Here is a 25,765-nt window from a genome sequence, read left to right as displayed (position 1 = left end):
CTGAATTAAATATCCTTTTAAATTCATTTTTTAAGATAAATTTATACTAATAGCGACTTTCCGAGTAAAGCTCGTTTTTATCAAAAATTCAACTCTTGTTGTTGAACGCATCCAAGCATATTTTGCACAAATATAATACATTTCTGATTCATAATGGATCACCTTCAGATGAAATGACGAGTCATCAGCACATAAACCAATGAATTATATGTTTTTATTTTTTATTTATTTCACTGATTAATCTTATAAATCAAACACATAAATATGAATTAACTCACACTTTTTAAGGTTTAATTTGCACCTAATCATGTTTTTAAAAAAAATTTTGATCAAAAGTTAAATTCCTGATAAAACCTAATTAAAAGGATAACTTTAAAAAAAATATACTTACCGTTCATCTTAAAGTTCTCCACTTTAAACTCAATAATGTAGATATTTATCAGTATTTTATATTTGAAAAGAAAATTTAAATATAAATTTGGCACTTGAATTGCTTAAAAAGAATCAAGCAATATCGCTAACTACAACAAAAAGGAATACTTTTACTATGAAAGAGAAAAAAAATGCTAAATCTGTGGGGGGCACACCATTTAGCAAAACAATACTTAAATTAAGTACTCTTAGTTTAAGTATGCTGTGTTTATCTTTAGCGCATGCAGCAGAAACAAATGAAGAAGAAACAGTTAAGCCAACGAAAGTAGCCAAAGTAACTGTGACTGGTTCATCCATTAAAGGGGTTTCTGCTCAAAGTTCTTCACCTATTACAGTCATTAAAGTTGAAGAATTAACTAAACAAGGGGTCACAACGACTGAAGAAGCCTTAATAAAAATTAGTGCGAACCAAGCGGGCTACAGTACAGCGCAAAACGTTGGTGCAAGTAATACATCAGGCTCAACAGCGAACTTACGTGGGCTAGGATCAGATAAAACCCTTGTCCTACTTAATGGACGTCGTTTGGCTTATAGCCCATTTAGTACCTCTGAGACCAACTTAAATACCATTCCGCTTGCAATGGTTGAACGTATTGAGGTTTTACGTGATGGTGCCTCTGCAATTTATGGTGCAGATGCAATCGCAGGTGTAATTAACTTTATTACCAAAAAGCAATACACAGGTTTAGGTATTAGCGGTGGTTTGCTCAAACCTGAGGATAAAGGCGGCGAAGAATACGATGTTTCGATTTTTGGTGGCTATGGCGACTTAGATGAACAAGGTTTTAACGTTTATGGCGCAATTGACTACCGTAAAGCCAAAGAAATTATGGCAAAAGACCGTAAAGTCAGCCGTCGTGGTGGCCTTCTACCTGAGTTAGGTATCGATGCAGGTTCAGCAAATGGCTTCCCTGCTAACTTTCTTGATCCAAACGGCGGGCCTTTAGATGCTGACGGAAATCCTGAAGGTGTATTAGCGAACCCGTATGGTGGTGCAGCGAATTGTAATAATTTAACCAATGTCACTGAAGATGGCGGACTCTGCTTCCTCAATACGCAAGCTTTAATTGGTATTCAGCCAGAAACTGAGGACTTGTCTGCAATTGGTCGTGCAACCATCAAACTTAGCGATAACTTCAACGCTATTGGTGAATATGTCTATGCAAAAAGCAAAGTGACGACTTCTATTGCTCCAGACGTATATAGTCGCTCTGTCACGATTCCTAAAAGCAGTCAATATTATCCAGGCGAGGGTATTACCCCTGGTGTTGATGGTCTAAGTGGTGATCCATTACAACTTTACTTACGCTCTCAAGCGGGCAACCGTGTTTCACAATCTATCAATGAATCTCATCGTATTTTTGCTGGACTTGAAGGTGAAGCATACGGTTGGGATATCAACGGTGGCGTAACTTACGCAAAAGGCGAAGCATCAGATAGCTTTGTTAGTGGATACTTAAATCGTAACAAACTACAAGAAGGATTAAATGACGGCACAATCAACCCATTTGGTCCATCTGCAGATGCTAACGTTTGGACCTCATTAAATGTGAGTGGTACAACAAACGAAGCAACACTTGATTCCACAACATTTGACTTTACCGTGAGCCGCCCGATTTACACCTTACCAGCTGGTGATGTTGGTTTTGCATTTGGTGGAAGTTTTACAACTCAAGATTGGGAAGCAAAAGTAAACTCTGAGTTAGTACGCCTTGTACCGGGTAGTGGTATTGACCCTGACAAACCTCTGAGTAAAGGTGACCGAGATATTACTGCCGCTTTTGCTGAGCTTCAAATTCCAATTACCAAAACAATTGAAGCTCAACTTGCAGCACGTTATGACGACTACAGCGATTTTGGCGACACTTTCAATCCAAAAGTCGGTATTCGTTGGGAACCAATGAAGCAACTTATGTTCCGTAGTACATACAGTACTGGTTTCCGTGCTCCAAGCCTGTGGGAAATTAATGCGCAACAAAGCAAAACCTACACTGGGGCAAAATATAACGACCCTGTCCTTTGTCCAGGCGGTAATCCAACTTCACCTCAATATCAAACCGAATGTAATACTCAATTCTACCGTATGCAAGGTGGTAACCCAGATCTTCAGCCAGAAGAATCTAAAACATTTACCGCAGGTTTTGTTTACGAACCAATTAAAAACTTAGTTTTAGCTGTTGATTATTACAACATTGAAATTGAAGAATTAGTTGGCCAAGTGGGTGAAACTTCAATTTTTGAAGATCCCGAGAAATATGCTTCATTATTCGTGCGTGGTGCCGATGGTCGTATTGAATACATCAATACCATTCTAATGAATACAGGGGGTATTAAAACTCAAGGTATCGACATTAGCTTAGATTATCTTTCACCATTAACCGCGACAGGTCGTTTTGGCTTTGGCATTAATGGTACCTATGTCATCAAAAATGACTACCAAGAAGAAAAAGGCGGTGATTGGGAAGGCTTAGTAGGTGTGTATGACGACCCTGCTGTTTTACGTTGGAAGCACACAGCGAACCTAAATTGGAGCTATGAAAACTGGAAAATCATCTTCGAACAACAGTTCTTCCGTGGCTACGATGACCAAAACCAAATCGGCGAAGAAAAATTTGATAAACACCGTGTGCCTGATTACACACTGTATAACGTTGCAGGAACATACAGTGGTTTCAAAAACTTAGAAATCACTGGTGGTATCAAAAACCTATTTGCTGAAGAGCCTGCTGCATCGAACGTATTAGATAACTTCCAATATGGTTATGACCCTCGTTATAGCGATCCTACTGGTCGTACATTCTATGTCCGTGGTACTTACAAGTTCTAAAAGCTAAATTTGCCAGTACGATTCCAACTGGAATTGTACTGGCACTATTTATTTAATTAATTAGTCAAACATAAAAAATGCAAAAAACACTTATATCTCAAGTGCCAATTTCACTATTGATTGTTTGTCTCACATTTCAGGAGTAGTAATGGGCAAAAGCTTTTCCGAATTAGAAAATAATTCCGGCAAACGCCTGATCGGAATTGGGGCAGTCATTCTTCTGCATCTCATTGTACTCTACGGATTAATTACTGGCCTGTCCAAAAAAGGTGAGAAAACTGTAGAAGAACCTGTTGAATTAATCATTATTCAAGATAAAAAACCTGAGCCAGAAAAACCGAAACCAATTGAAAAACCACCTGAACTACCAAAACTCGTTAAGGAAGTGCTCAAAACACCAGACCCTCAACCTGAACAAAAGGTTGTTGAAAAAGCTGCACCAACACAAACAGTTAAAGCCGTTTCAACACCTACGCCTACAACCTCTCCATCTCCTAGCCCTGTTGCAGCACCTGCACCAGTCGCTGCGGCAGCACCCGCTCCTGCCCCTGCTCCAAAACCAGCTGGGGAAACACGTGGTGCATCTGAGGGAAGCGTTGGATGTAAAGAACCAGATTACCCTCGTGAAGCTGCAATGGCAGAAGAAGTAGGAACTGTCCGCATCTCTGTATTGGTTGGGCCTGACGGCAGTGCGAAACAAGTGAAGGTCAAAAAATCGAGTGGTACTAAATCTCTAGATAAGGCTGCTAGCAAAGCATTCAGCTTATGTACATTTAAGCCTGCACTCAAAAATGGTGAGCCAGTTGAAGATTGGTTTGATATTGAATACGAATTTAAACTTGATTAATGAATCTACAAAAATTTGGAGAATATAAATGAATAAAATGATGAAATCTGCGCGTATTTTTGCATCTGCTACAGTTTTAGTAACAAGTACATTACTCCCACTGCAAGCAGCATTTGCTGAAGAATCTGCAAATACTGCAACAACACAAGTAGAAACTACGAATACAACAAATACACCTGCACCGCCACCAATGCCTACAGCAACCAAAGAAGTCTATAACCCGTATGGCTTAGAAGCACTATGGCGTGAAGGTGACATCGTTGCTAAATCGACACTCTTTATCTTGGTCCTGATGTCGATTGGAACTTGGTACATCATGGTCACTAAATTTATTCAACAAGCTAAAATTAAACGTCAAGGCAAAGAAGCCGAAGCTAAATTTTGGGATGCTGCTTCAATTGATAGCGCAGCAGAAACCTTAGACGAATCGAGTGCATACCGCTTTATTGCAGAAAAAGGCATTAATTCAACCAAAAAACATGGCGGTAATCTGCTGGAACGTATCGACTTCAACACATGGGTGACTATTTCAATCCAGCGTGCTATCGATAAAATTCAAAGCCATTTAAGTGGTGGATTGGCTTTTCTCGCAACTGTCGGTTCGACTGCACCATTTGTGGGTTTGTTCGGTACAGTTTGGGGTATTTACCATGCTTTAACGGCAATTGGTATTTCAGGTCAAGCATCTATTGATAAAGTTGCAGGCCCAGTCGGTGAAGCCCTAATTATGACGGCAATTGGTTTGGCTGTAGCAGTACCTGCGGTTCTTGGCTATAACTGGTTAACGCGTCGTAATAAAGCAGTTCTAGATAATGTTCGTACCTTTGGTTCAGATCTACACACCGTACTTTTAAGCGGTGAGATCAAAAACAATAATAACGACACAAAATAAGAGAGGCATCAGCCATGGGAATGATGGTCAATTCAGATGGTGACGAAGATGATGTAATTTCAGCCATTAATACAACACCTTTGGTTGATATTATGTTGGTGCTGCTCATTATTTTCTTAATTACAGTACCTGTTGCAATCCATACAGTTCCGGTGAAGTTGCCTGAGGAAAAGAACACGCCTTATGAAACCAAACCGATCAATATTCAGATTGCTGTCAATAAAAATGGCGATATCTTCTGGAATGAAAAATACATTGCAGATAAAGATACGCTGATCAGTCGACTACAAGCGGAAGCTAAAAAGCGTCCGCAACCTGAAGTTCATATCCGTGGCGATCAGGTGACAAAATATGAAGCGATTGATGAAGTCATTAGTGCAACACAAGCAGCAGGAATTGGCAAAATTGCTTTTGTCACCACCCCTGTTGCCGCACCATAATCGGATGAGGGACAAGGTATGGGAATGAATGTCGGTTCCGATAAAGACGATGATGTTATGTTGGACGTCAACATGACGCCATTGATCGATGTGATGTTGGTTTTGCTCATTATGTTTATTATCACAATTCCAATTCCAAATAATTCGATCAATATTGATTTGCCAAACGGTACGCCACCGCCAACCAATGAAAAGCCGCCTGAGCCAGTCACTTTACGGATTGATGCGCAGGGTAAATTATTTTGGAATGGTCAACCCGTTGCCAATAAGCAAGCTTTAGAAACACTTTTTGCTGGTGTTGCACAACAAGCAGATCAAGATACGATCAAAGTGCAACCTGACAAAATGACAGAATATAAAGATGTCGCTATGGTGATGGCAGCAGCACAACGTTTGAATGTCAAAAAAATTGGGGTCTCAGCAAATCAATAATTGCTCCCCAACAAAAAAAGCCAACTGATCACCTCAGTTGGCTTTTTTAATTCTTCACAGAAATCTATCCAGTTAGTGACTCAGAAATAAACACATAGTATTTATTAAGTATTTTTCTGCTTCCAAAAATCATATAGCTCATGATCACAGTTTGGCTTTAACTGACTAAAACTTAACCCTTGCTGTTCATGTGGTTCAAGTCTTAATTTTTCGGCAATCTCTGCTGTAGATAAACCATAGGCTTCTGCATCAGCATTTGAATAAGCATATACAATTTTTTCAACTCCAGCCATTCGCAGAGCCGCCAAACACATTGGACATGGTTGTCCGCTCGCATAAACGACACAGTCCTTCAAAGACGTCGTATTTAAATTTTGTGCGGCTTGTCTTAATGCATTTAACTCGGCATGAGATGTCGGATCGCCCGAGATTAATATTTCATTCACCCCTGTACTCACCACAGCACCATGCTTAACGATCACAGCACCAAATGGTCGCCCACCTTGCTCAATATTTTCTTTCGCAAGTTGAATCGCAAGTTCTATAAACGCATGATCCGTCATAATTACACCCCATCATTGTCAATATATAGAGTTAGCCCATTATGCCAATACAGGAACATCAATCCATAACGCCTCTGGAAAGTGTTTGGCTAAATATGCTTTTAAATATTCAGCAGTATCTTTGGAAATCAATGCATCTTGCGATTCATCATTTAAATTATAAGCCAGTGCATAAAGTGCCAAGCCACGACTTTTTAGTGCTTCCAAACTTAAAATCGTATGGTTAATGCTGCCCAAACGACCTGATGTCACCAAAATAACGGGATATTGTTTCTCTACAACATAGTCGATGGTTAAAAGATCCGTGGTTAATGGCACCATCAACCCACCCGCACCTTCGAGTAAAACGTTGTCATATTTTTCAGTTAAACGTTTTGTCGCGTATTCAATTTTAGCAAAATCAATGTCACGTCCATCGATTTTGGTGGCGAGATGTGGCGACGCAGGATAACTAAATATTTCAGGCATCGTGAGTTTGGTTTCATCTTCGACCAACAACCCCGTACCCATAATTTGACGATGTTGTTCTATATCCTCAGAAACATCAACATTGCCGGTTTGAATCAGCTTTTGCGTGATCGTTCGCGTGCCTTGTTCATTCCATATTTTAGCCAAATAGCCCGTGGTATATGTTTTACCGATGCCTGTATCGATCCCACTAATGAAATAAACTTGCCCTGTCATGGCATTCTCCGTGCAATACAAAAAATCGGATGATAGGTCAGTGTATAACGCATCTGCCCAGTTTCATCACGCAAAGAAAACTGTTGATATGCTGAATAAAAATCAAAGAGCGATTGTTTCGTCCAACGAAAATGTGAGGCTGTCGCAGTCACACCTGTCGCTTTTAAATGCTGCAAAACCTGCTTTGGATGATCAAAATATAATGCCGCTGTCTGCTCTGAAAGATGCAGAATTTCAAAACCATTTTGACTTAATATAGCTTGAAGCATGTCGATATCGAGGTAGTCCAAACCCTGCCCAGTCAAAGCTTTTATTTCCTGTAAATTCTGCTGTCCAAAGGTCGAAAAACAAAAATATGCCTCTGGATTTAAACTTTGAAAGGCTTTTTCGACAATGCCCGCAAAGTTCCCTACCCATTGCAAAGCCGAACTCGATGCGATCAAGTCGATATGCTGTGGAAATTCAAGTTGTTCGATATCTCCAAGTCTGTACTGAATCTGCGGACTTGACTGAAAATGCTGTTGAATTTCTGCATATAGATCATTTAAAACCAAACGATTGATTTGCATATTTTCCAGCATTAAATGGCTTAAATTCCCCGAGCCACATCCAATTTCAAAAAGCGTTTCCACAGGATGATTTTGCAACTTTGGACAATACTGCTGCATCAACTCAAATAAATGTTGAGCAATCTCTTTTTGTGCTACGGCATGCTCAGCATAGCTGTGCCCTGCCTGAGCAAAGCGCAACGCCACTTGGCATTTATCAATCTCAAAATTATTCACAGGTCACTCACAACAATTGAGTCAACTGATCCAAATCAGTTTGTGTAATCTGAGCAGTGAGTGAAATGCGTAAGCGCGAACTATGCTGCGGCACAGTGGGTGGACGTACAGGCATGATATAAAAACCTGCCGCTTGCAAAGCTTGAGCCTTGGCAACAGTTTTATTCGACTCGCCAATAATGACCGGCACAATATGTGATGTAGATGGACAATCAAAACCTTTGGCTTGCACCGCTTGTTGCAAATTTTGACTGATTTGCTGTAAATGGTGACGCTCTGCTTTTAAATTTAAAACGTTCTTGAAAATAAAATCTGTCCACGCCATACAGATCGGGGGCTGTGCAGTACTAAAAATCAACGGTCGCATCGAGTTAATCAAATAGTCACGAATAATCGCATGACACATGAGATACCCCCCTATTGAAGCCAGTGCTTTACCAAATGTCCCGACTAAAAGATCAATATCATCAATCACCTGATATTGTTCAGCACAGCCTAAACCACGCTCACCGCGCACACCGATTGCATGCGCCTCATCGACATACAAAATCACTTTGGGAAATTGTTTTTTGATCCGTACCAGTTCAGCCAAATCGGTTTCATCACCATCCATGCTGAAAATCGATTCAGTCACCACAATGATCCGCTCATAAGCCTCATCTTCATGATATTTGCATATAAGCTGAGAAAGATGCGCCAAATCATTATGGCGATAACGTACATATTTCGCAGTCGATAATCGGATGCCATCAATCAAACTGGCATGAATTAACTTATCCGCCAATATCAAGGTTTTACTGTCTACCAGTGCAGGTAAAATCCCGATATTCATATGATAGCCGCTGTTAAATAACAGTGCAGATCGACCATGAAAGGCATCACTTAATGTTGATTCAAGTTGTTCATATTCAGAAAAGTTTCCTGTCAATAAACGCGATGAGGATGAACTCATCCAACGCTGTGCGTTCGGGGTTTCATCAAAAAACTGTTCACGTAGACGAAGGTTTGAAGCCAAACCTAAATAGTCATTTGACGCTAAATTCAACATGGTATGATCGTGAATACTAATGTAACGATCATGCTGATGATTTGAAGTGAACTGACGTAAGTTGCCTTGCTGTTTTAGTTGATCAAGTTGATCTGAAAAATGGTTGAGCAGATTCATGCTGGCTGCACCATGTTTTTCACCACCTCAACCATGTGTTCTAACAAATTTTTTAATTCATGCTCTGAAATAATATATGGGGGCATAACATAAACCAGCTTACCGAATGGACGAATCCAAATACCACGACGGACAAACTCCTGTTGTAGGGTTTTCATATCTACATTAAAGGTCAATTCCACCACACCAATTGCACCAAGTATTCGCACATCTTTGACATGTTCAAGCGATGAAAGTGCTGGTAAATGAAACTTAAATTGTGTTTCGATACGTCGAATATTCACTTGCCAATCTCGAGACAGCAGTAGTTCGGTACTTTTTACAGCCACAGCGCAAGCCAAAGGATTTGCCATAAAGGTTGGCCCATGCATAAATACACCTGCCTCACCTTGACTAATGGTTTCTGCGATATACTTGGTAGTCAGAGCTGCTGACAAAGTCATATATCCGCCAGTCAAGCCTTTGCCAATACACATAATGTCCGGCTCAACTTCAGCCCATTCCCATGCAAATAATTTTCCGGTACGGCCAAAGCCTGTGGCAATTTCATCAAAAATCAATAAGACCTGATATTTCTCACAGAGTAATTTAGCTTGACGTAAATATTCAGGGTGGTAGAAACGCATGCCTCCCGCACCTTGCACAATCGGCTCAAGAATCAATCCCGCAATATTTTCATGCTGTTCAGAGAGAGTCTTTTCTAGTTCAGCAATATCCGCAGGATTCCACGCTTGGTCAAAGCCAACTTGCGGCGCAGGAACAAAAATTCGATTTGGCAAACTTGAACCAAAAATTTGATGCATCCCTGTCACGGGATCACACACAGACATCGCATTCCAAGTGTCGCCATGATAGCCAGAACGTGGTGTGACAAAATTGGTTTTATTCGGTTGATGTAAAGATGCCCAATACTGCACTGCCATTTTCAAGGCTACTTCGACAGCAACCGAACCTGAATCAGCAAAGAAGATTTTATCTAAACTGGGCGGTGTGATTTTTAACAGTAATTTAGCCAGTTGAATCGCGGGATCATGTGTCAATCCACCAAACATGATATGAGACATCTGTTGCAGTTGATCGGTCACAGCTTGATTTAGCTCAGGATGGTTATAACCATGAATCGCACACCACCATGAAGACATGCCATCAATCAATTGACGACCATCTTCAAGCTCAATCATCACCCCTTGCGCACGTTTCACTTTAAACGTTGGAAGGGGCTGAGTCATCGATGTATAGGGATGCCAAATATGCTGCTGATCAAATTGTAGATCGGTTAAATTGGCCATCCCTCACTCCATGTATCAGGCTTAAACGTCAATGTGGCAAGATGTTAAACCCACGGCAATGAAAAATAAATTGCCATAAAGCCCAGCTAGTCAGAGATTTGTTCTATTTTCTTTAAATATTGGCAGATTTTGCAACTTATGACTTCAGATTGAAACAATGGAAAGCCATGTGAGCCAGAAACCAATTCAGTCTCCAAAAACTTTACAGCTAAATTACGCAGTAAGCGTTCAACTTTGTAACTAACTAAAAAATCTTGCTTAGCAAACAAATGGTATTGATGACCAGTGTAATTTTTCAAGATACTGACATTATTAAGCTTCTCCAAACAGTTCAATCCTGCTCGAAGCACATCTAAATTTTGCGCTTGAATCAAACTTTGCAAGGTGATGAAATCTTGCTTGCTGCTATCAGTACCCTGACAAACCATATAACCAAACTTTTTTAGGGTCGAAATTGCATCCTGCTCGAAAGATTGTTTGAAGCTTTGAAAACTGACTTGATCCATCGCAGCAGGCCACTGTTCATCAGCCACAAAACTTGGATTTGAACCTAATGTGATCAGCACTTTCTGTTGTTGATATTTTTTTTGAATTTCATCTACCAAAATCGTCGCCAATTGACCACCAAGGGACCAGCCAATAATCACATCAAATTGCTGCGCCAATTCAACTTTCTGTTCCAGCACTGCTAGATTTAAGGCATCAAAAATATTCCATAATTCGACCTGATAACCTTGAGCGATCAATGCCTGCTGTAAAGGAGCAAGTAATTTACGACCGCCGCCCCAACCAGTAATAAGTAAAATCTGTTGTTTCAATGCAAACTCTAAAATTAAACGATTCCAAATAGTATAAAAGTTCAGAGCACGTTTGATAGTGGCATTTCAGCACATCAACCGGTTTGCCAAAAGACATTCGAAATCGACTTTGATAAATATAAAATCAGCTAGCCTACAGCGCTTTAAAATTTGCTAAGATCGGATAAAGAACGATATAAACTGATGCTCTATGAAAGTTTCTTCATTGCTAAAAATCTGTTTCATGACATGTGCTTTAATAGCAACTACCCAAATCACAGTTGCCGAAACATCAATACTCAGCACCAGTCAAAACAAACAAAAACAATGGGTAGGCACACCCGCACCCAACTTTAAATTGCAAGATCAAAATGGAAAATGGCACGAACTGAAGCAATATCAAGGGAAATGGCTTGTTCTGTACTTTTACCCCAAAGACAACTCACCCGGTTGTACAGAAGAAGCCAATCAATTTAAAACCCTGTATCCACAATTTTTAAAAACTAATGCGGTTGTTTTTGGCGCAAGCTTAGATGATGTTGCTTCACATCAAAAGTTCTCTAAAGCACTGGGACTTCCCTTTCCAATTCTTGCCGACCAGCAACATAAGCTGGCTACACAGTTAGGTATTGTACGAAACTTAGGGATTTTAAAAGTTGCCAAACGTGAAACCTTTCTCATTGATCCGAAAGGCATTATTGTTTATCACTATACCAGCGTGAATGCACAGACACACGCGGCGAAGGTCCTGACAGATATTAAAAAACTACAACAATAGTTTTCATGGTCCAATAAAAAACCCAGCAGAAGCTGGGTTTATTTTGATATTTTTTAAATTACATTTGAGACTGAATATAGTTTGGAAGACCAATGAGTTCGATCAAACGCATTTGCTTTTCAAGCCAGTAGGTATGATCTTCTTCAGTATCTGACATTTGCTGACGGAGCATATCACGGGTCACATAGTCACCCTTTTCTTCACACAATTTTACGCCTTGAGCAAGTTTCTCACGAACATGATATTCAAGCGCCAAATCCGCTTTTAAACAAGTCACAACGTCTGTACCGACTTCAATATCATCACGATTCATATTCGGCGTTCCTTCAAGGAACAATACGCGACGAATCAATGCATCTGCATGTGAGCCTTCTTCTTGGCTTTCATGATCGATACGTTCAAAGATTTTACTTAAGCCCCAATCTTCATACATACGGGAATGAATTAAGTATTGATCACGAGCAGCCAGTTCGCCACCGATCAGCATATTTAAGTAGTCTACGACTTCTGGATTGCCACGCATTTTCTTCACTCCATACCCTTTTCAAATATTATGGACAAGTTTCAAAATGAATGCAAAATATAATTTTTGTAAGTTTATGATTTATATAAAATTTAAATGATAAACATACGCATTTGCAGTTCAATTCCGCGCATTTTTCACATATAAAAGAAGCCCTTGCAGAAAATTTAAGGCATTTAGAACACGAAATAATCAAAAATCGCTGGATGCTGTTTTTTGTAACAATTAACAATGCGTCTTGTTTAGCAAAAATATCTCCTGATTGATTCAACACACGGTGCTTATCGATATGGGAAACTTTATATTGATACCCTATGCATTGCAGTCAAAGACAAGGCGAAAATCTCCAACGAAGACAGACTTAAGCTGAAGTCCAACGTGCATTCTTCCACGCTTGCTGTTGCCTTAAATCTAGAAAAGTCCAAGCGACAAAACGGCTTTCTTTTTGTCCCTGCGTCATTTTAATGGTTTTCACATCCACTGCACCGCTCTTCGCTAAGGCCTTTAAAAGCACTGGCAATGTTGTTTTCTTGGAAACCAGCGTACTAAACCAAAGACATTGTTCAGCAAACTGGATGCTCTCTTGTACCATTTGGCAGACAAATCGCTCTTCGCCGCCATCACACCAGAGTTCGTTCTTTTGACCGCCAAAGTTTAATACCACCTTGCTCCGATCAACTGGCTTGCCCAGTTTTCTTAATTTTTGCGTTGCTGTCGCGTTGGCTTCATCTTGCGAGGCATGAAATGGTGGATTACACATGGTCAAATCAAAACGATCTGAAGGTTTAATCACACCATTAAAAATATTGCTCGCTTTTTTCTGCAATCGAATCTGAATGCCTTTACGCAGATTCGGATTAGCCTCCACAATAAATTGAGCACTTTTAACCGATGCAGCATGTATGTCTGAGCCTACAAATTTCCAGCCATAGCTGCGATGACCAATAATCGGATAAATACAGTTCGCGCCAACCCCAATATCTAAAACTTGAACAGCGTGTCCAGTTGGAATCTGAGCTTTATTGTTGGCACTCAACAAGTCAGCCAAATAGTGAATATAGTCAGCCCTGCCCGGAATAGGCGGGCAAAGAAAATCTTTGGGAATATCCCAATATTGAATGCCATAAAAATGCTTAAGCAATGCTTTATTGAGTATTTTCACAGCGTGTGGATCAGAAAAATCTACCGATAAATCATTATATTTATTTGGGCTGACAAAAGGCGTAAGTTCTGGACAGCTCTGTATCAACTGAGGAAAATCGTAACGACTGCGATGCAGATTTCTTGTATGTAATTCCGATTTTTGCTGCGGAAAAGATTTCTTTGCTTGCGCCATGTGTATGCCAATATTCAACGGGAGAACAGAATTATCTGATAAGGCAGGATCTATACCTACAAATTAGTCAATATTGTACGTGAATTTGACCATCAATGACGCCCCAATCCTGTTATTTGTCTATCTTCAGAATGAATAACGACTTGGATAACTATTCATATTTAATCTGGACATTTTTGTTTGCTATATCATTAAACAAAACCGTGAAACATGAAGAATCAACAAAAAGCCCCATCGTTGATGATTGGGCTTTTTATATAAGTATAAGATATTGATTTATATGAAATAAAAAATAGAATTTCGTATAAGGTGTATTATGTTAATTTTAAGATGCAGAGGGTTTAGGGCGTAATTGTTTAACCCACTCATTCGGAACACCATTAAAATGATCTCTTAAACGATCTTCTACATGTTCAGGATCCCATACAGCAGCACGTTCCAAATCTTTTACTTCTTCATATGTTGCTGGAATATCGATACCTTCAGTTCCATCTTCATAATAAATAGAAATTGAATGATCAAACATATCTTGCTTAAAGAAGTAAACCTTCTGTTTTAAATCGTCATTTAATTCTACATTCCCAATAATATGCCATTTCTCGGATTTAAATGCGTAATTCATGACAGGTACTTTAAACAAAATCGAATGTGATGTTATGAAATTAACATTCAACTCTAAATTTTTCGTCTGTAAATTGTAGAACCCTGCCAATGGAGATTTTAAAACTATGCCATAGCCATAGCTTAGATTCCCCAAATTAATTGCAATCACATCACCTTCTTTAATTCTCTTACGTTTTGTTCTTTGTTCCATAATTTCTGATCTACTTACCAAAATCTCAAATACATTCCTGCAAATAATAAGGTTCTGTCACATTAAGAAACTAGCTTAATTTACTATTGAGCTTTACAGAAGCTAATAGAAATAAACTATTTAACATAATGGCTGTTATACAAAATGAAGAAGCCTAGACCGAAGATCTAGGCTTTAAATTTAAAAAATATATAAAAATTAAGTCTATAGTATCAATTTTTTCAACTTCGCATCACGTGTATTATGCTAATTTTAGAGAAAATCAAGAATCAGTTGGAATAATCAATGACATTAAAAGCGTTATATATAGAACTTTATTATGGAGAATATTCTTACTCAGAAAGTAGAAAAAATTAATTGAATATATTGATAACAATGAAAATACTCCTGCTGAATTACTTGAACTATATCCTAATTATGAACCACTATTACTCAGTGTAATACAGATAAAAGATTCTGAATTTTCATCCAATTGTTTAGAAGCCGAAATATTGGCAGCTAAATTCTTTTTAGATGTTTTAGCTGACTATAAAAATGGTAATTTAAACCCTCTTAAGCTATGTAAAATTTTTAGTAATTTAGAAAAAGGGTTCCTTGATGCACCAAGAGGACTTGAAAATAACATAGCTTACTATCCCGAATGGATAGGTGACCTCTATGACGCTTGTGACTGGTGCGATGAAACATGGACAATCGAAAATTCACCTCATTTAATAGATGCTATACAGCATCAGATTAATGTCATTCATGGGTGGCTTTTGAAGCCTATTTAACATCATAGAGGTTATACGAAATAAAAAACCAAGACCTAAGATCTAGGCTTTAAATTAAAGCGCACAAGTTAGATATGACTCTTTGTCCATTTTTCTGTGAGATTTTGCATCCATACTCATAAGAATATACATCTATCCAACATTCATCCCATATTTACGTTTTTAAGATCAATAAAAAAGTACTTTTACAGCATTCTCTGCTGAATTTAGTGCGCATTAAACCCAATCATCAACATATATTTTTTCAAATCAATCAAAGACAAAACTAAATATTCTCAATATGATAAAAAAATGCGTCTATTAAAGTTGAAGAATATGAATAGCAAGACAACAAAACAGATACTCGTCACAGGCGCGACAGGCTATATTGCCAGTTGGGTCATTAAGAACCTACTTGAATTAGGCCATACAGTGCATGCCACTGTTCGCGATCTGAATAAAACATCAGGTTTTGCACACCTCGAAAAAATTGCAGCTGATACAACTGGCACTTTAAAACTGTTTCAAGCAAATTTATTGGATGAAGGTGCATTTGATTCAGCCATGCAAGGTTGTGACATTGTGATCCACATGGCATCTCCATTTGTCGTCACCAATTATAAAGACGCAATAAAAGATATTATTGAACCGGCTATTTTAGGCACTGAAAATGTGCTCAACAGTGTCAATAAAACTGAGTCAGTAAAACGTGTTGTCGTGACTTCAAGTATCGCATCAACCTATGGTGATGCCATTGATATTCTACAGACCGAGCATAATGAATTTGATGAATCGCATTGGAATACCTCCAGTTCAGAAACTCATCAGCCTTATCCATATTCAAAAGTGATGGCTGAGCGCAAAGCGTGGGAAATGCAAAAAGTACAAAACCGTTGGGATCTGGTCTGTGTCAATCCAGCATTGGTCATGGGGCCATCTTTAACTGCGTCAACACAGTCAGGAAGCGTTGAAGTGCTACAACAGTTTGCCAATGGTATGACTTTGGCGGGTGTTCCACCAATGTGGAATGGAATTGTCGATGTCCGTGATGTCGCCGAAGCGCACGTACAAGCAGCATTAACCCCTAAAGCATCAGGTCGTTATATCATTAGCGGTGGTACTTTAAGTTTATTAGACATGGGCAAATTATTACGCGCACATTTTGGGAATAAATTTCCATTTCCGCGCAATACCTTACCGAAGTTTGCCTTTAAGGCATTTGGCCCTCTTGCCGGCTTTCCTCGTAAATTTGTTGAACTCAATATGGGCTACCCAATTTACTTTAATGCAGATAAGAGCAAGAAAGAATTAGGGATCGAATACCGCAATATTCAAAACAGTGTGGTTGAACATTTCCAACAACTCCTCGATGACGGTGTGGTTAAGCAATATATTCCGTGAATCACTCATCAACAAAAAAGCCACCTTAAATAGGTGGCTTTTTATATTCAAAAAACTAATCTAACTTAGAAATCAAAAGTCACACCAACTTTATAGGTACGTGGGCCACCCACTAAGGCATAACCTGAGTTAAATGTACCTTCCCAATATTGCTCATCAGTCACGTTATCAACATTGGCTAAGAATGTAGTATTTACACCACCCAAATTGGTTTTATAACGCGCACCAAGATCTAAAATTGTGTAGTCTGGCAGTTTAAGTGTATTGGTTTCATTTAAATACTGTTCACTCACATAATTTGCACGCGCATTCACATTTAAACCATCTACATAAGGTACCGCATAATCTAAGCCAAGCGTTGCGGTAAAGTCAGGAATACCATATACCGTATTGCCTTGATTAGTTACACCATTTTTCACCGCTGCTTTGGTATATTCAGCATCGATATAAGCCAAACTACCCATCAGATTTAGACCTGTATAAATCTCTCCTGAAAATGCCCACTCCACACCACGTGAACGTGTTTCTGCATCATCTGTGGTAATTTGATTGATTGTACTGTTGGGTTGACCATCAGAATATGAAGATACCATGGTCGATGGTTTTTTAATTTGATAAAGGGCAAATGTATTCAACCAAGAACCTGCTTGATATTTTGCACCCAATTCATATTGTTTGGTTTGGAATGGCGCAAAGGTGACATTATTGTTGGCATCTGCAACGTTATTCACCGTTACCCCTTCAGAAAGTCCCTCTACATAGTTTGCATAAATAGAAAGATTCTCACCAAAAGGTTTAACCACGACACCTAAGCTAGGCGAAATTTTATCATCTTGATAGCCAGTCTTTCTTTGTAAATTCTTGGTATCGATATCCTGATAGCGTGCACCAACAATCAGCTGCAATTTATCATTTAACATCGAAATCTGATCAGACACCGTATAGCTGACATATTTATTGTCTAAGTTTGGTTGAACCACAGGATAAGCTGAAGGCATACCGATAGTGGTGTTAGGATCATATAAATTGGTTGACTCAATATTCTCTTGCGTCGCTTTCACATGCTGATCTGTTTCTTTGGTCAAGTAGTCAGCTCTTATATTTAAGGCATGTTTTACAGCACCTGTATTAAACTTATATTGGAAACCTGTATTGGCTGATGTAATCGACTCAGATGACCCTGTACGATAGTACTGTGAAGTAGCATGACCATCAGCTTGCCCTACGATAAGACGCGTACCAAAAATGTGTCCGCTATAGGCCTTTTCAATATGCCCTACACCTGCATACACATTTAAATCAGGTGTAAATGCATATTCACCACTTAATCCTACAAACTCACTATCTGTATGACCTTCTAAATTACTAAAATAATTGGTATCGCCTTTAGGCGCATCAAGTACGCCATTATAGATATGACCATGTGCGTCTTTCACGCCGAACGCGACCATTGCAGGTGACCCACCATTACGATCATCACGTACCGCATAGGCATCAAAATTAAGTTTTAACTTATCCGTTGTATAGTCTGCAGCAATTGCACCTGATGCATGTTTATCTTCCATGCCTTCAATAATGTGCTCACCTTGACCATAAGCACCATTCACACGTAGACCAAATTCTTTTTCAGCACCAAAACGTCGCGAAACGTCAAAACCTGATTGGTAAAAACAACCTTCTTCCATTGAAGCTGAAACTTGAGTTTTTTCTTTATCTGCACGCTTAGTTTTAGCGATGACCACACCACCGACCCCGCCAGCAGGCGACATACCTGCAACCAAGGCATTCGGGCCTTTTAAAACCGTTACCGAATCTAGAAATTCAGTCGGTACGCGTCCATAAGGCGCCATACCGTACATACCATTGAGTGCAATGTCATCGTGATTGATGTCAAAGCCACGAATATTAAAGTTTTCGTTTAAATGGCCTTGGTTGGTTGTAATACGGATACTCGCATCATTTTTTAATACTTCACCAACAGTCGTAGCCTGCTGTTCTTCAATTAACTTTTCACTATATGCAGCAACGCTAAATGGCGTATCAACAATTTTTTTATTTCCCAAAGCACCAAGTTCTGTCTGCGCTTTCAACTTACCATTTGCAAGTTGCTTTTCTGCAGGTACCTCAATTTCAATTGTTTCAAGCACGGTTCGCTCTGCTGCATTTACTACTGCAGATGTGCCCACCCCTAAGATCGCGATTGAAATCGCACGGACTAAATGAGTTTTTGGAAAATTGATCATTGTTGAACGCTTAATTTATTTGAATAAGAATCATTATTATATTTATAATAATTCTTAACTGCATCATGAATCCCGATAATTATATTTTTTTAATGAAAAATATAATTATTCATTTTTTATAAATTGTAGATAAAATAAATGTAAATATTTGTTTTTAATTAATATTATAAAAAATTAAATCAAAAACTGTGTATGTTCAATTAAAGCTCTAAGGCAAATAAATGATTAATTAATATACAAATAGTTTGAATTTTTACATGGTTAATTGCCACATGAATAGATAAATCCTTTTACATCCAACGATTATTTAAAAGTAAATAACGCTTTTGCGTTAGTGCCTTTTAGCCAAATTTAAATCTCCTTTTTTAAATTTTTAACAAAAAAAAGCGACTCAAAAGAGCCGCTTTTTTCTAACCGAAGTTAAACTCAAATTATTGAGCTTGACCAGGTTGAGCCACTACAGTACGGCTACCAGAAATCGTAGCGAATACGCGACGGTTCATAGCACGGCCTTCTTTAGTGTTGTTGTCAGCGATCGGTTGATCCCACGCGAAACCTTGAGTAGATAAACGAGCTGGGTCAACGTTGTATTCGTTAACAAGTGAAGATTTAACAGAGTTAGCACGAGCTAGTGATAAACGTTCGTTTAGAGCACGTGGACCAGTGTTATCTGTGTGACCTTCGATGTTAGCTGTAGCATTAGGGTATTCACCTAATTTTTCAGCTACTTTAGCAATTTCAGGTTTGTATTGATCTTTGATGTTTGATTTGTTTGTATCAAAGAACACACGAAGTTCCATGTTAAGATCTTCAGTCAACTCTTGAGGAGCTGGAGCAACTGGAGCAACTGGAGTTACAGGAGCAACTTCAACTACAGGAGCAGCAGGTTTCAAGTGACCGCCAAGAACTACGTTAAGACCAGCTAAAGCTGTGTAGTTCCAGAAATCTTCATCGATGTTGTAAGTAGCACGAGCTTCAGTACGTAGAGATAAAGCATCGTTTAAGCGCCAGAAAGCACCTAAACCAGCATTACCCAAAGTACCTTCTTCAGTAGTACCACGAGCTTGTGCAGATGGAGCTAAACCACGAGCAGCAGCTTCGTCAAATTTGTATTTGTAGTGACCAGCACCCAACAATACATATGGCTTAACTTTGCTGTCATAGTTTTTAGTGATCAAATCAGAAGTAGCATAGAAGTTACCATTGATTTGAGTTTGTTTGTATTCGCCGAAATCAACGTCTACATCACCTTTAACTTGGTTATATTCAGCTTCGAAACCTAACCATGGAGTTAATTCAACACCAAGTGCTGCACCAACAAACAAGTCATCTTGTAGCTCAGGACTTTCAGTTAAGTTACCACGGCTGTTGTTGTGTTGAGAATCTTGGAAAGTGTAACCAAGCATTAATGGAGTAACAGTTACGCCTGCGTTTGCAGCTGCTAAAGGAGCAGCTACGAGCATTGCTAATGCAATACGACTCATTTTCATGGATTTATCCTCCAGAGATAACAATTGTTGTTCAAGCTCAAGCCGAAAAATTGGCTATCCTGAGATAGGCTTTCTTATACCCCAGTTTTTTTTTTAAGCTATTCACGCTGAATCATACAAACACTTTATTCTTTTTCCAAGTGCTTGATTAATCTAATCAAGTAAATTATTGACAAAATTACTTACAATTTCCGTTGTAATTCGGTAAATTTTTACTCAATTTTGAGCAGTGAATCGCCTATTGTCACTTGCTATTTTCATTTTAACAGCTTTATCTAAAATTGAGTAATAAAATTCTATACTCAAAATTAATATCGCCATTAAAAACACATATAACATTAGACATATAAAAATAATATTAAATTTTGGATTAAATCAATGCTTTACAATAAAGAAACCGGCTTTACGTTATTTGAACTTTTGGTCTCAATTGCGATTATGGTCATTATCGTGACGATAGCTTTACCACATTTCAACAATTTAATGGCGCAGCGAGAAGCGAATAACATCAAATTGACTATTCAGAATCACAATGCATTCGCACGGGCTCAGGCCACTATTTATCATTCCAATATTGTGATTTGTCCTAGTCTTAACTTTAAACTTTGCCAACCTAACAACTGGAACAGTGGTCTGATCATATTTATTGACAGTAATAAAAACCGTCAAGTCGACGCAAATGAAAAAATATTGCTGCAAGATAAACTCAATTTAAAATATGGCGATCTGTCTTGGCGTGGGACCTTACACATTCCGAGCCTAACCTTTCAGGCTAGCTCCGGTTTACCCAATGGTTCAAATGGTAGTTTCTACTACTGTTCGAAATCAACGCTTCAACCGATCCGGGCAGTCTTAAGTCGAATGGGACATATCCGATTTGAAAACCCAGCCACTTGCTAATTTGAGAACCGGTGAGTCCAAAGCAGCCTTTTAAATTTGCTTTATTCCTGTTCAATTTTACTTATACTGCTGACGTATTCAAAAATTAATGTATAAGAAAATGGAGACATGTAATGACTGATATCGTCATCGTGAATGGTGCCCGTACAGCAATGGGTGGTTTTCAAGGGAGTTTAGCCGCTGTCACTGCACCAGAATTAGGCGCAGTTACGATTAAAGCAGCCATCGAACGCGCGGGTTTACAACCGACAGATGTTGAAGAAGTCATTATGGGCTGTGTGCTTCCGGCTGGCCTGAAACAAGGTCCTGCCCGTCAAGCGATGCGTAAAGCCGGTCTTCCAGATTCAACTGGTGCCGTAACCATCAACAAGCTGTGTGGTTCAGGTATGAAGACCGTGATGCAAGCGGCAGATATGATTAAGGCAGGTTCGGCTCAAGTCGTGGTTGCAGGTGGTATGGAGTCAATGACCAATGCCCCTTATGTTTTGACCAAAGCACGAGCTGGCTACCGTATGGGCCACGGTGACGTTAAAGATCATATGTTCTTAGATGGCCTAGAAGATGCAGAAACGGGCCGACTTATGGGGTCTTTTGCGCAGGATATGGCAAACACAAAAGGCTATACACGTGAACAAATGGATGACTTCGCCATTCGCTCGCTTAAACGTGCGCAAACTGCAATTACTGAGGGATATTTTGCTGACGAAATCGTGCCTGTCACTGTTTCGAGTCGTAAAGGCGATGTGATTATCGATAAAGACGAACAGCCTTTTAACGCTAATATCGAAAAAATTCCAACGCTGCGCCCTGCTTTTGCTAAAGATGGAACGATTACCGCTGCCAATGCAAGTTCTATTTCTGATGGTGCGTCTGCTTTAGTTTTAACATCAGCAGATCAAGCTTCAGCAAAAGGTTTAAATCCGCTCGCAAAAATTGTGGCTTATGCATCAAATTCTCAGCATCCATCCGAGTTTACCATTGCACCTGTGGGCGCAATTCAAAAAGTTCTAGATAAATCGGGTTGGAATGTTGCTGATGTCGATTTATGGGAAATCAATGAAGCCTTTGCTATGGTCACGATGTGCCCAATTGATGAATTTAAATTAGACGCTGAAAAAGTAAATATCAACGGTGGTGCTTGTGCGCTTGGACATCCTGTTGGTTCTACAGGTTCACGCATTATTTTAACGTTGATCCATGCCTTAAAACGTACAGGTGGTAAGCGTGGTATTGCAGCGCTATGTATAGGTGGTGGTGAAGCGACTGCTGTGGCGATTGAATTGCTTTAATCCTCCCCTAACCCCTCCTTTAATAAAGGAGGGGGACTGAAAATCCCTCTGTAAGAGGGATTTTTTATGCTTACATTTTAGACATAAATTGTTCACATACAGGTCAGCAAGGGCTCTTAAAATAAATGTCGACATAATAAAAAATGGATGACCATTATGCAGCTCAATCACTACTTGAATTTTCAAGGCAATACCGAGGCAGCGTTTAATTTTTATCGTTCTGTATTTGGTGGAGAGTTCCTCAATGTAATGCGTTATGGTGATATGCCTGCTGAGGAAGGCATTTCACTGTCTGATGCAGAACAGCAAAAAATTATGCATATTTCCCTACCGATCAATGAATTTACCGTGCTGATGGCCTCTGATGTCAGCGAACAATTTTGTGCACAAACTAACCAACCCTTTACAGTAGGCAGCAATCATTATATTTCGATTAATTTAGAAAGCAGTGAACAAGCTGAGGCCAAACGACTGTTTGATGCATTGTCCAAAAGTGGCTCTATAGAAATGCCTCTCGAAAAGACCTTTTGGGGTGCACTGTATGGTGCATTTACCGATCAGTTCGGTATTAAATGGATGGTCAATTGCCAGCTTGAAAACGAATAATCACTCATTAAAAGTATTTCGATCTATAAAAAAGCCTCCGAATGGAGGCTTTTTTTATCAATCAAGTTACTTAAGCACCTGTTTGATAATGTGCTTGCGGCACAGCAGTTGATGCTTGGTATGGATTGGTAAAATCACCTAAGCCAGCAGCGGCTTCAGCAATATCTTTACCTTCTTTCACCACAAAAGTATCGAAACCTGAACGCTTCATGTAGTTCAACACGTCTTTGAATACATCACCTGTCGCACGTAGTTCGCCTTGGAAACCTTGGCGACGTAACAATGCAGCAAATGAATAGCCACGACCATCATTAAAACCAGCAAACTCGATAAAGATTGCATCTAACTGATCAAGCGGGAATTCATTGGTTTCAGGTGAAGCATCCACCGTTACGAAAAGTGCTTTTTTACCAGACACATTCGCAAGTTGATCTAACTGCTCAACTGTTAAAACCACGTCACCTTGTGGCAACACACCATCTTCACCAATGACTTGGTAAGTATTGTCTGCAATCGAGCCATCTTTAGAGAGGACTTGTAGTGCTGTATTAAGCATATGCACGCTCCTTAAATGGTTGGATGCCAACACGGCGGTAAGTATCAATAAACTCTTCGCCTTCTGCACGAAGGTCTAGATAAGTATTTAAGATTTCTTCAATGATGTCTGGTACAACTTCGGCTGCAAATGATGGGCCTAAGATGTCACCAATTGATGCATCATGGTCGGCATTACCACCCAAAGTGATTTGATAGAACTCAGCACCCTTTTTATCTACACCTAAAATACCGATATTACCGACATGGTGGTGACCACACGCATTCATACAACCAGAGATGTTCAGATCCAATTTACCTAAATTGTAAATGGTATCTAAGTCATCAAAACGACGTGTAATGGCTTCAGAAATTGGAATCGATTTCGCATTTGCCAATGAACAGAAATCACCGCCTGGGCAGCAAATGATGTCGGTTAAGAATCCAATATGCGCACGTGCAAGATTATGTTGATCAAGGATTTTCCATAGATCAAACAAATCTTTTTGCGGTACATCTACAAGCGCAATGTTTTGCTCATGTGTGGTACGGAACTCACCAAAGGTATATTTGTCAGCCAAGTCAGCAATCAGGTTCATTTCTTCAACAGTCATATCGCCTGGTGCAATACCCGCACGTTTCAAAGAAATCGTAACGATGCGGTAACCTTTGACTTTATGTGCATTGGTGTTGATGTTGAACCATTGTTTAAATTTCGGCTCTGCGGCAAATTGCTCTGTGAAATCTTCATCTGCATAATCTTGGTAATCAAATGGTGTGAAGTTCTCATCCATTTTCGCCAAGGTATCAGCATCAATTTTTAATGTTTTGATGGTATGTGCAAATTCAGCTTCTACTTTCTCTGCAAATACTTCTGGTGTTAATGCTTTCACCAAAATTTTGATACGCGCTTTATATTTGTTATCACGACGACCGTGTAAGTTGTATACACGAAGTACCGCTTCTAAATAAGCAATCAAATCTTCACGTGGCAAGAAGTCACGAATAAAGCTACCAATCACTGGTGTACGGCCTAAACCACCACCAACTTTGATTTTATAGCCAATCTCGCCTGCTTCATTTTTCACGATATACACACCGATATCATGGAAAGACGTTGCCGCACGATCAGTTTCTTCCAGTGCTGAAACTGCAATCTTGAACTTACGTGGCAAGAAAGCGAATTCTGGGTGGAAAGTTGACCATTGACGAATCAATTCACACGTTGGGCGTGGGTCAGCAATTTCACCCGCAACCACACCTGCATATTGGTCAGTAGTTGTGTTACGAATACAGTTACCCGAAGTTTGAATCGCATGCATTTGAACAGATGCGAGCTCTTGTAACATATCAGGCACATTTTCTAGTGCAGGCCAGTTAAACTGAATGTTTTGACGAGTAGATACGTGCGCATAACCACGGTCATAGTCCTGAGCCAATGACGCAATTTTACGTAATTGTTTAGAATTCATCAGGCCATAAGGTACTGCAATACGTAGCATCGGTGCATAACGCTGTACATAAAGGCCGTTTTGAAGACGCAGTGGACGGTATTCATCTTCCGTCAATTTACCTGCTAAATAACGTTCCGTTTGATCACGGAACTGTGCAACACGTTCATTAACCAGTTGCTGGTCAAAATCAGTATATAAATACATGGCGTACAGCTAGTAATTTCTATTATAACAATGCACAGCATAACGAGATTTTATCTATCAAGAAAATGCGTTTTTTACATATTTAATAGCGATTTTATTGATAAGACTGTCGCAATTTCACTGATATAGCGGATTCCGGTCATTTACTTTTTATTTATTAATATATTAAGCCTCTTTCATAAATCAAAAAACGAACAGTCTCTTGCTGATTATTTGTACCGAAGAATTTTAAATATTCATGCATAATCTGCGGATGAAATATATCGATTCAAAGAAGCTTTCTGAAAC

Annotated in this window: 24 protein-coding genes; 11 read left to right on the top strand and 13 right to left on the bottom strand. The window is 39.3% G+C overall.

The annotated features are described in order from the left end of the window. Positions 1 to 547 precede the first annotated feature (547 nt). The 5 genes from FTU02_RS11445 to FTU02_RS11425 all read left to right on the top strand — a co-directional run bounded on the left by FTU02_RS11445 (position 548) and on the right by FTU02_RS11425 (position 5,870). Positions 548 to 3,259, top strand: coding sequence for a TonB-dependent receptor (locus FTU02_RS11445; RefSeq protein WP_180157199.1), 2,712 nt, complete (start codon positions 548 to 550; stop codon positions 3,257 to 3,259). A 148-nt stretch (positions 3,260 to 3,407) separates the two neighbouring features. Further along, entirely contained in the window at positions 3,408 to 4,106 is a 699-nt protein-coding gene (locus tag FTU02_RS11440; RefSeq protein ID WP_180022671.1) for an energy transducer TonB, read from the top strand. Positions 4,107 to 4,134: 28 nt separating this feature from the next. Further along, positions 4,135 to 4,998 carry a MotA/TolQ/ExbB proton channel family protein gene (locus tag FTU02_RS11435; RefSeq protein ID WP_078194237.1) on the top strand — a complete coding sequence of 288 codons (864 nt, stop codon included), beginning with the start codon at positions 4,135 to 4,137 and terminating at the stop codon, positions 4,996 to 4,998. 14 nt (positions 4,999 to 5,012) lie between these two features. Next, entirely contained in the window at positions 5,013 to 5,438 is a 426-nt protein-coding gene (locus FTU02_RS11430; RefSeq protein WP_078190074.1) for a biopolymer transporter ExbD, read from the top strand. Positions 5,439 to 5,456: 18 nt separating this feature from the next. Then, a complete protein-coding gene (locus FTU02_RS11425; RefSeq protein WP_078190075.1) occupies positions 5,457 to 5,870 on the top strand; it encodes a biopolymer transporter ExbD in 414 nt (137 codons plus the stop codon). Between the two features lie 104 nt (positions 5,871 to 5,974). Here FTU02_RS11425 and FTU02_RS11420 read toward each other — a convergent pair whose 3' ends face one another. The 6 genes from FTU02_RS11420 to FTU02_RS11395 all read right to left on the bottom strand — a co-directional run bounded on the left by FTU02_RS11420 (position 5,975) and on the right by FTU02_RS11395 (position 11,174). Further along, positions 5,975 to 6,433, bottom strand: a complete 459-nt coding sequence (locus FTU02_RS11420; RefSeq protein ID WP_180157197.1) for a nucleoside deaminase — start codon at positions 6,431 to 6,433, stop codon at positions 5,975 to 5,977. Positions 6,434 to 6,472: 39 nt separating this feature from the next. Beyond that, positions 6,473 to 7,117 (bottom strand): dethiobiotin synthase, encoded by a 645-nt coding sequence (gene bioD, locus FTU02_RS11415; RefSeq protein WP_180157195.1) that lies wholly within the window; start codon positions 7,115 to 7,117, stop codon positions 6,473 to 6,475. Then, entirely contained in the window at positions 7,114 to 7,902 is a 789-nt protein-coding gene (gene bioC / locus FTU02_RS11410; protein ID WP_180157193.1) for a malonyl-ACP O-methyltransferase BioC, read from the bottom strand. The genes bioD and bioC overlap by 4 nt, the downstream gene beginning before the upstream one ends. Positions 7,903 to 7,909: 7 nt before the next feature. Beyond that, entirely contained in the window at positions 7,910 to 9,067 is a 1,158-nt protein-coding gene (locus tag FTU02_RS11405; protein ID WP_180157191.1) for an 8-amino-7-oxononanoate synthase, read from the bottom strand. Further along, the gene (bioA, locus tag FTU02_RS11400) at positions 9,064 to 10,356 is read right to left on the bottom strand and encodes an adenosylmethionine--8-amino-7-oxononanoate transaminase (RefSeq protein WP_180157189.1); all 1,293 of its coding nucleotides are present in this window, start codon (positions 10,354 to 10,356) and stop codon (positions 9,064 to 9,066) included. Before bioA ends, FTU02_RS11405 begins: the two co-directional genes overlap by 4 nt. 86 nt (positions 10,357 to 10,442) lie before the next feature. Further along, positions 10,443 to 11,174, bottom strand: a complete 732-nt coding sequence (locus FTU02_RS11395; RefSeq protein ID WP_180157188.1) for a YqiA/YcfP family alpha/beta fold hydrolase — start codon at positions 11,172 to 11,174, stop codon at positions 10,443 to 10,445. Between the two features lie 223 nt (positions 11,175 to 11,397). On the opposite strand from FTU02_RS11395, the gene FTU02_RS11390 reads away from it, so the two are divergent. Then, a complete protein-coding gene (locus FTU02_RS11390; protein ID WP_373684244.1) occupies positions 11,398 to 11,931 on the top strand; it encodes a peroxiredoxin in 534 nt (177 codons plus the stop codon). A gap of 58 nt (positions 11,932 to 11,989) precedes the next feature. Here the strand turns inward: FTU02_RS11390 and bfr are convergent, their stop codons facing one another. From bfr to FTU02_RS11375, 3 genes are all read right to left on the bottom strand, one after another. Next, positions 11,990 to 12,454 carry a bacterioferritin gene (gene bfr, locus FTU02_RS11385; protein ID WP_067762676.1) on the bottom strand — a complete coding sequence of 155 codons (465 nt, stop codon included), beginning with the start codon at positions 12,452 to 12,454 and terminating at the stop codon, positions 11,990 to 11,992. Between the two features lie 361 nt (positions 12,455 to 12,815). Beyond that, positions 12,816 to 13,790: a 23S rRNA (adenine(1618)-N(6))-methyltransferase RlmF gene (gene rlmF, locus FTU02_RS11380; protein WP_180157186.1), complete on the bottom strand. Its 975-nt coding sequence runs from the start codon at positions 13,788 to 13,790 to the stop codon at positions 12,816 to 12,818. Positions 13,791 to 14,115: 325 nt separating this feature from the next. After that, complete coding sequence (locus FTU02_RS11375; protein WP_078194246.1) at positions 14,116 to 14,604, bottom strand: immunity 26/phosphotriesterase HocA family protein; 489 nt, start codon at positions 14,602 to 14,604, stop codon at positions 14,116 to 14,118. Between the two features lie 491 nt (positions 14,605 to 15,095). On the opposite strand from FTU02_RS11375, the gene FTU02_RS16470 reads away from it, so the two are divergent. Next, positions 15,096 to 15,377 carry a hypothetical protein gene (locus FTU02_RS16470; protein ID WP_257230545.1) on the top strand — a complete coding sequence of 94 codons (282 nt, stop codon included), beginning with the start codon at positions 15,096 to 15,098 and terminating at the stop codon, positions 15,375 to 15,377. A 315-nt stretch (positions 15,378 to 15,692) separates the two neighbouring features. Further along, entirely contained in the window at positions 15,693 to 16,757 is a 1,065-nt protein-coding gene (locus FTU02_RS11365; protein WP_257232778.1) for an aldehyde reductase, read from the top strand. A gap of 65 nt (positions 16,758 to 16,822) precedes the next feature. Here the strand turns inward: FTU02_RS11365 and FTU02_RS11360 are convergent, their stop codons facing one another. Beyond that, the gene (locus FTU02_RS11360; RefSeq protein WP_180157184.1) at positions 16,823 to 19,000 is read right to left on the bottom strand and encodes a TonB-dependent siderophore receptor; all 2,178 of its coding nucleotides are present in this window, start codon (positions 18,998 to 19,000) and stop codon (positions 16,823 to 16,825) included. A gap of 431 nt (positions 19,001 to 19,431) precedes the next feature. Then, positions 19,432 to 20,490 carry an outer membrane protein Omp38 gene (omp38, locus tag FTU02_RS11355; protein ID WP_180077451.1) on the bottom strand — a complete coding sequence of 353 codons (1,059 nt, stop codon included), beginning with the start codon at positions 20,488 to 20,490 and terminating at the stop codon, positions 19,432 to 19,434. Between the two features lie 378 nt (positions 20,491 to 20,868). Here omp38 and FTU02_RS11350 point away from each other — a divergent pair, with 378 nt between their 5' ends. From FTU02_RS11350 to FTU02_RS11340, 3 genes are all read left to right on the top strand, one after another. Further along, positions 20,869 to 21,390 (top strand): GspH/FimT family pseudopilin, encoded by a 522-nt coding sequence (locus tag FTU02_RS11350; protein WP_180157183.1) that lies wholly within the window; start codon positions 20,869 to 20,871, stop codon positions 21,388 to 21,390. A 113-nt stretch (positions 21,391 to 21,503) separates the two neighbouring features. Continuing rightward, positions 21,504 to 22,679: an acetyl-CoA C-acyltransferase gene (locus FTU02_RS11345; RefSeq protein WP_180157182.1), complete on the top strand. Its 1,176-nt coding sequence runs from the start codon at positions 21,504 to 21,506 to the stop codon at positions 22,677 to 22,679. Positions 22,680 to 22,835: 156 nt separating this feature from the next. Continuing rightward, on the top strand, positions 22,836 to 23,285 hold the full coding sequence (locus FTU02_RS11340) for a VOC family protein (protein WP_180157181.1): 450 nt from the start codon (positions 22,836 to 22,838) through the stop codon (positions 23,283 to 23,285). 70 nt (positions 23,286 to 23,355) lie between these two features. Here FTU02_RS11340 and FTU02_RS11335 read toward each other — a convergent pair whose 3' ends face one another. Both FTU02_RS11335 and FTU02_RS11330 read right to left on the bottom strand, forming a co-directional pair. Next, positions 23,356 to 23,841: a DUF934 domain-containing protein gene (locus FTU02_RS11335; RefSeq protein WP_168379542.1), complete on the bottom strand. Its 486-nt coding sequence runs from the start codon at positions 23,839 to 23,841 to the stop codon at positions 23,356 to 23,358. After that, positions 23,834 to 25,477 carry a nitrite/sulfite reductase gene (locus tag FTU02_RS11330; protein ID WP_111885012.1) on the bottom strand — a complete coding sequence of 548 codons (1,644 nt, stop codon included), beginning with the start codon at positions 25,475 to 25,477 and terminating at the stop codon, positions 23,834 to 23,836. Before FTU02_RS11330 ends, FTU02_RS11335 begins: the two co-directional genes overlap by 8 nt. Positions 25,478 to 25,765: the final 288 nt, after the last annotated feature.

It is taken from the genome of Acinetobacter sp. YH12045 (assembly GCF_013419925.1).
GTDB lineage: Bacteria > Pseudomonadota > Gammaproteobacteria > Pseudomonadales > Moraxellaceae > Acinetobacter > Acinetobacter amyesii.
The sequence above is the reverse complement of the archived record's forward strand: the minus strand, read 5'-3'. Positions and strand labels throughout refer to the sequence as shown.

What these genes read in the sequence shown, in the direction of transcription:
- FTU02_RS11345 (WP_180157182.1), top strand. Translation starts at nt 21,504, where the DNA reads ATGACTGATATCGTCATCGTGAATGGTGCCCGTACAGCAATGGGTGGT.
- bioD (WP_180157195.1), bottom strand. Translation starts at nt 7,117, where the DNA reads ATGACAGGGCAAGTTTATTTCATTAGTGGGATCGATACAGGCATCGGT.
- FTU02_RS11420 (WP_180157197.1), bottom strand. Translation starts at nt 6,433, where the DNA reads ATGACGGATCATGCGTTTATAGAACTTGCGATTCAACTTGCGAAAGAA.
- omp38 (WP_180077451.1), bottom strand. Translation starts at nt 20,490, where the DNA reads ATGAAAATGAGTCGTATTGCATTAGCAATGCTCGTAGCTGCTCCTTTA.
- FTU02_RS11425 (WP_078190075.1), top strand. Translation starts at nt 5,457, where the DNA reads ATGGGAATGAATGTCGGTTCCGATAAAGACGATGATGTTATGTTGGAC.
- bfr (WP_067762676.1), bottom strand. Translation starts at nt 12,454, where the DNA reads ATGCGTGGCAATCCAGAAGTCGTAGACTACTTAAATATGCTGATCGGT.
- FTU02_RS11350 (WP_180157183.1), top strand. Translation starts at nt 20,869, where the DNA reads ATGCTTTACAATAAAGAAACCGGCTTTACGTTATTTGAACTTTTGGTC.
- FTU02_RS11405 (WP_180157191.1), bottom strand. Translation starts at nt 9,067, where the DNA reads ATGAATCTGCTCAACCATTTTTCAGATCAACTTGATCAACTAAAACAG.
- bioA (WP_180157189.1), bottom strand. Translation starts at nt 10,356, where the DNA reads ATGGCCAATTTAACCGATCTACAATTTGATCAGCAGCATATTTGGCAT.
- FTU02_RS11335 (WP_168379542.1), bottom strand. Translation starts at nt 23,841, where the DNA reads ATGCTTAATACAGCACTACAAGTCCTCTCTAAAGATGGCTCGATTGCA.
- FTU02_RS11375 (WP_078194246.1), bottom strand. Translation starts at nt 14,604, where the DNA reads ATGGAACAAAGAACAAAACGTAAGAGAATTAAAGAAGGTGATGTGATT.
- FTU02_RS11330 (WP_111885012.1), bottom strand. Translation starts at nt 25,477, where the DNA reads ATGTATTTATATACTGATTTTGACCAGCAACTGGTTAATGAACGTGTT.
- rlmF (WP_180157186.1), bottom strand. Translation starts at nt 13,790, where the DNA reads ATGGCGCAAGCAAAGAAATCTTTTCCGCAGCAAAAATCGGAATTACAT.
- FTU02_RS11430 (WP_078190074.1), top strand. Translation starts at nt 5,013, where the DNA reads ATGGGAATGATGGTCAATTCAGATGGTGACGAAGATGATGTAATTTCA.
- FTU02_RS11390 (WP_373684244.1), top strand. Translation starts at nt 11,398, where the DNA reads ATGACATGTGCTTTAATAGCAACTACCCAAATCACAGTTGCCGAAACA.
- FTU02_RS11360 (WP_180157184.1), bottom strand. Translation starts at nt 19,000, where the DNA reads ATGATCAATTTTCCAAAAACTCATTTAGTCCGTGCGATTTCAATCGCG.
- FTU02_RS11440 (WP_180022671.1), top strand. Translation starts at nt 3,408, where the DNA reads ATGGGCAAAAGCTTTTCCGAATTAGAAAATAATTCCGGCAAACGCCTG.
- FTU02_RS11340 (WP_180157181.1), top strand. Translation starts at nt 22,836, where the DNA reads ATGCAGCTCAATCACTACTTGAATTTTCAAGGCAATACCGAGGCAGCG.
- FTU02_RS11445 (WP_180157199.1), top strand. Translation starts at nt 548, where the DNA reads ATGAAAGAGAAAAAAAATGCTAAATCTGTGGGGGGCACACCATTTAGC.
- FTU02_RS11435 (WP_078194237.1), top strand. Translation starts at nt 4,135, where the DNA reads ATGAATAAAATGATGAAATCTGCGCGTATTTTTGCATCTGCTACAGTT.
- FTU02_RS11365 (WP_257232778.1), top strand. Translation starts at nt 15,693, where the DNA reads ATGAATAGCAAGACAACAAAACAGATACTCGTCACAGGCGCGACAGGC.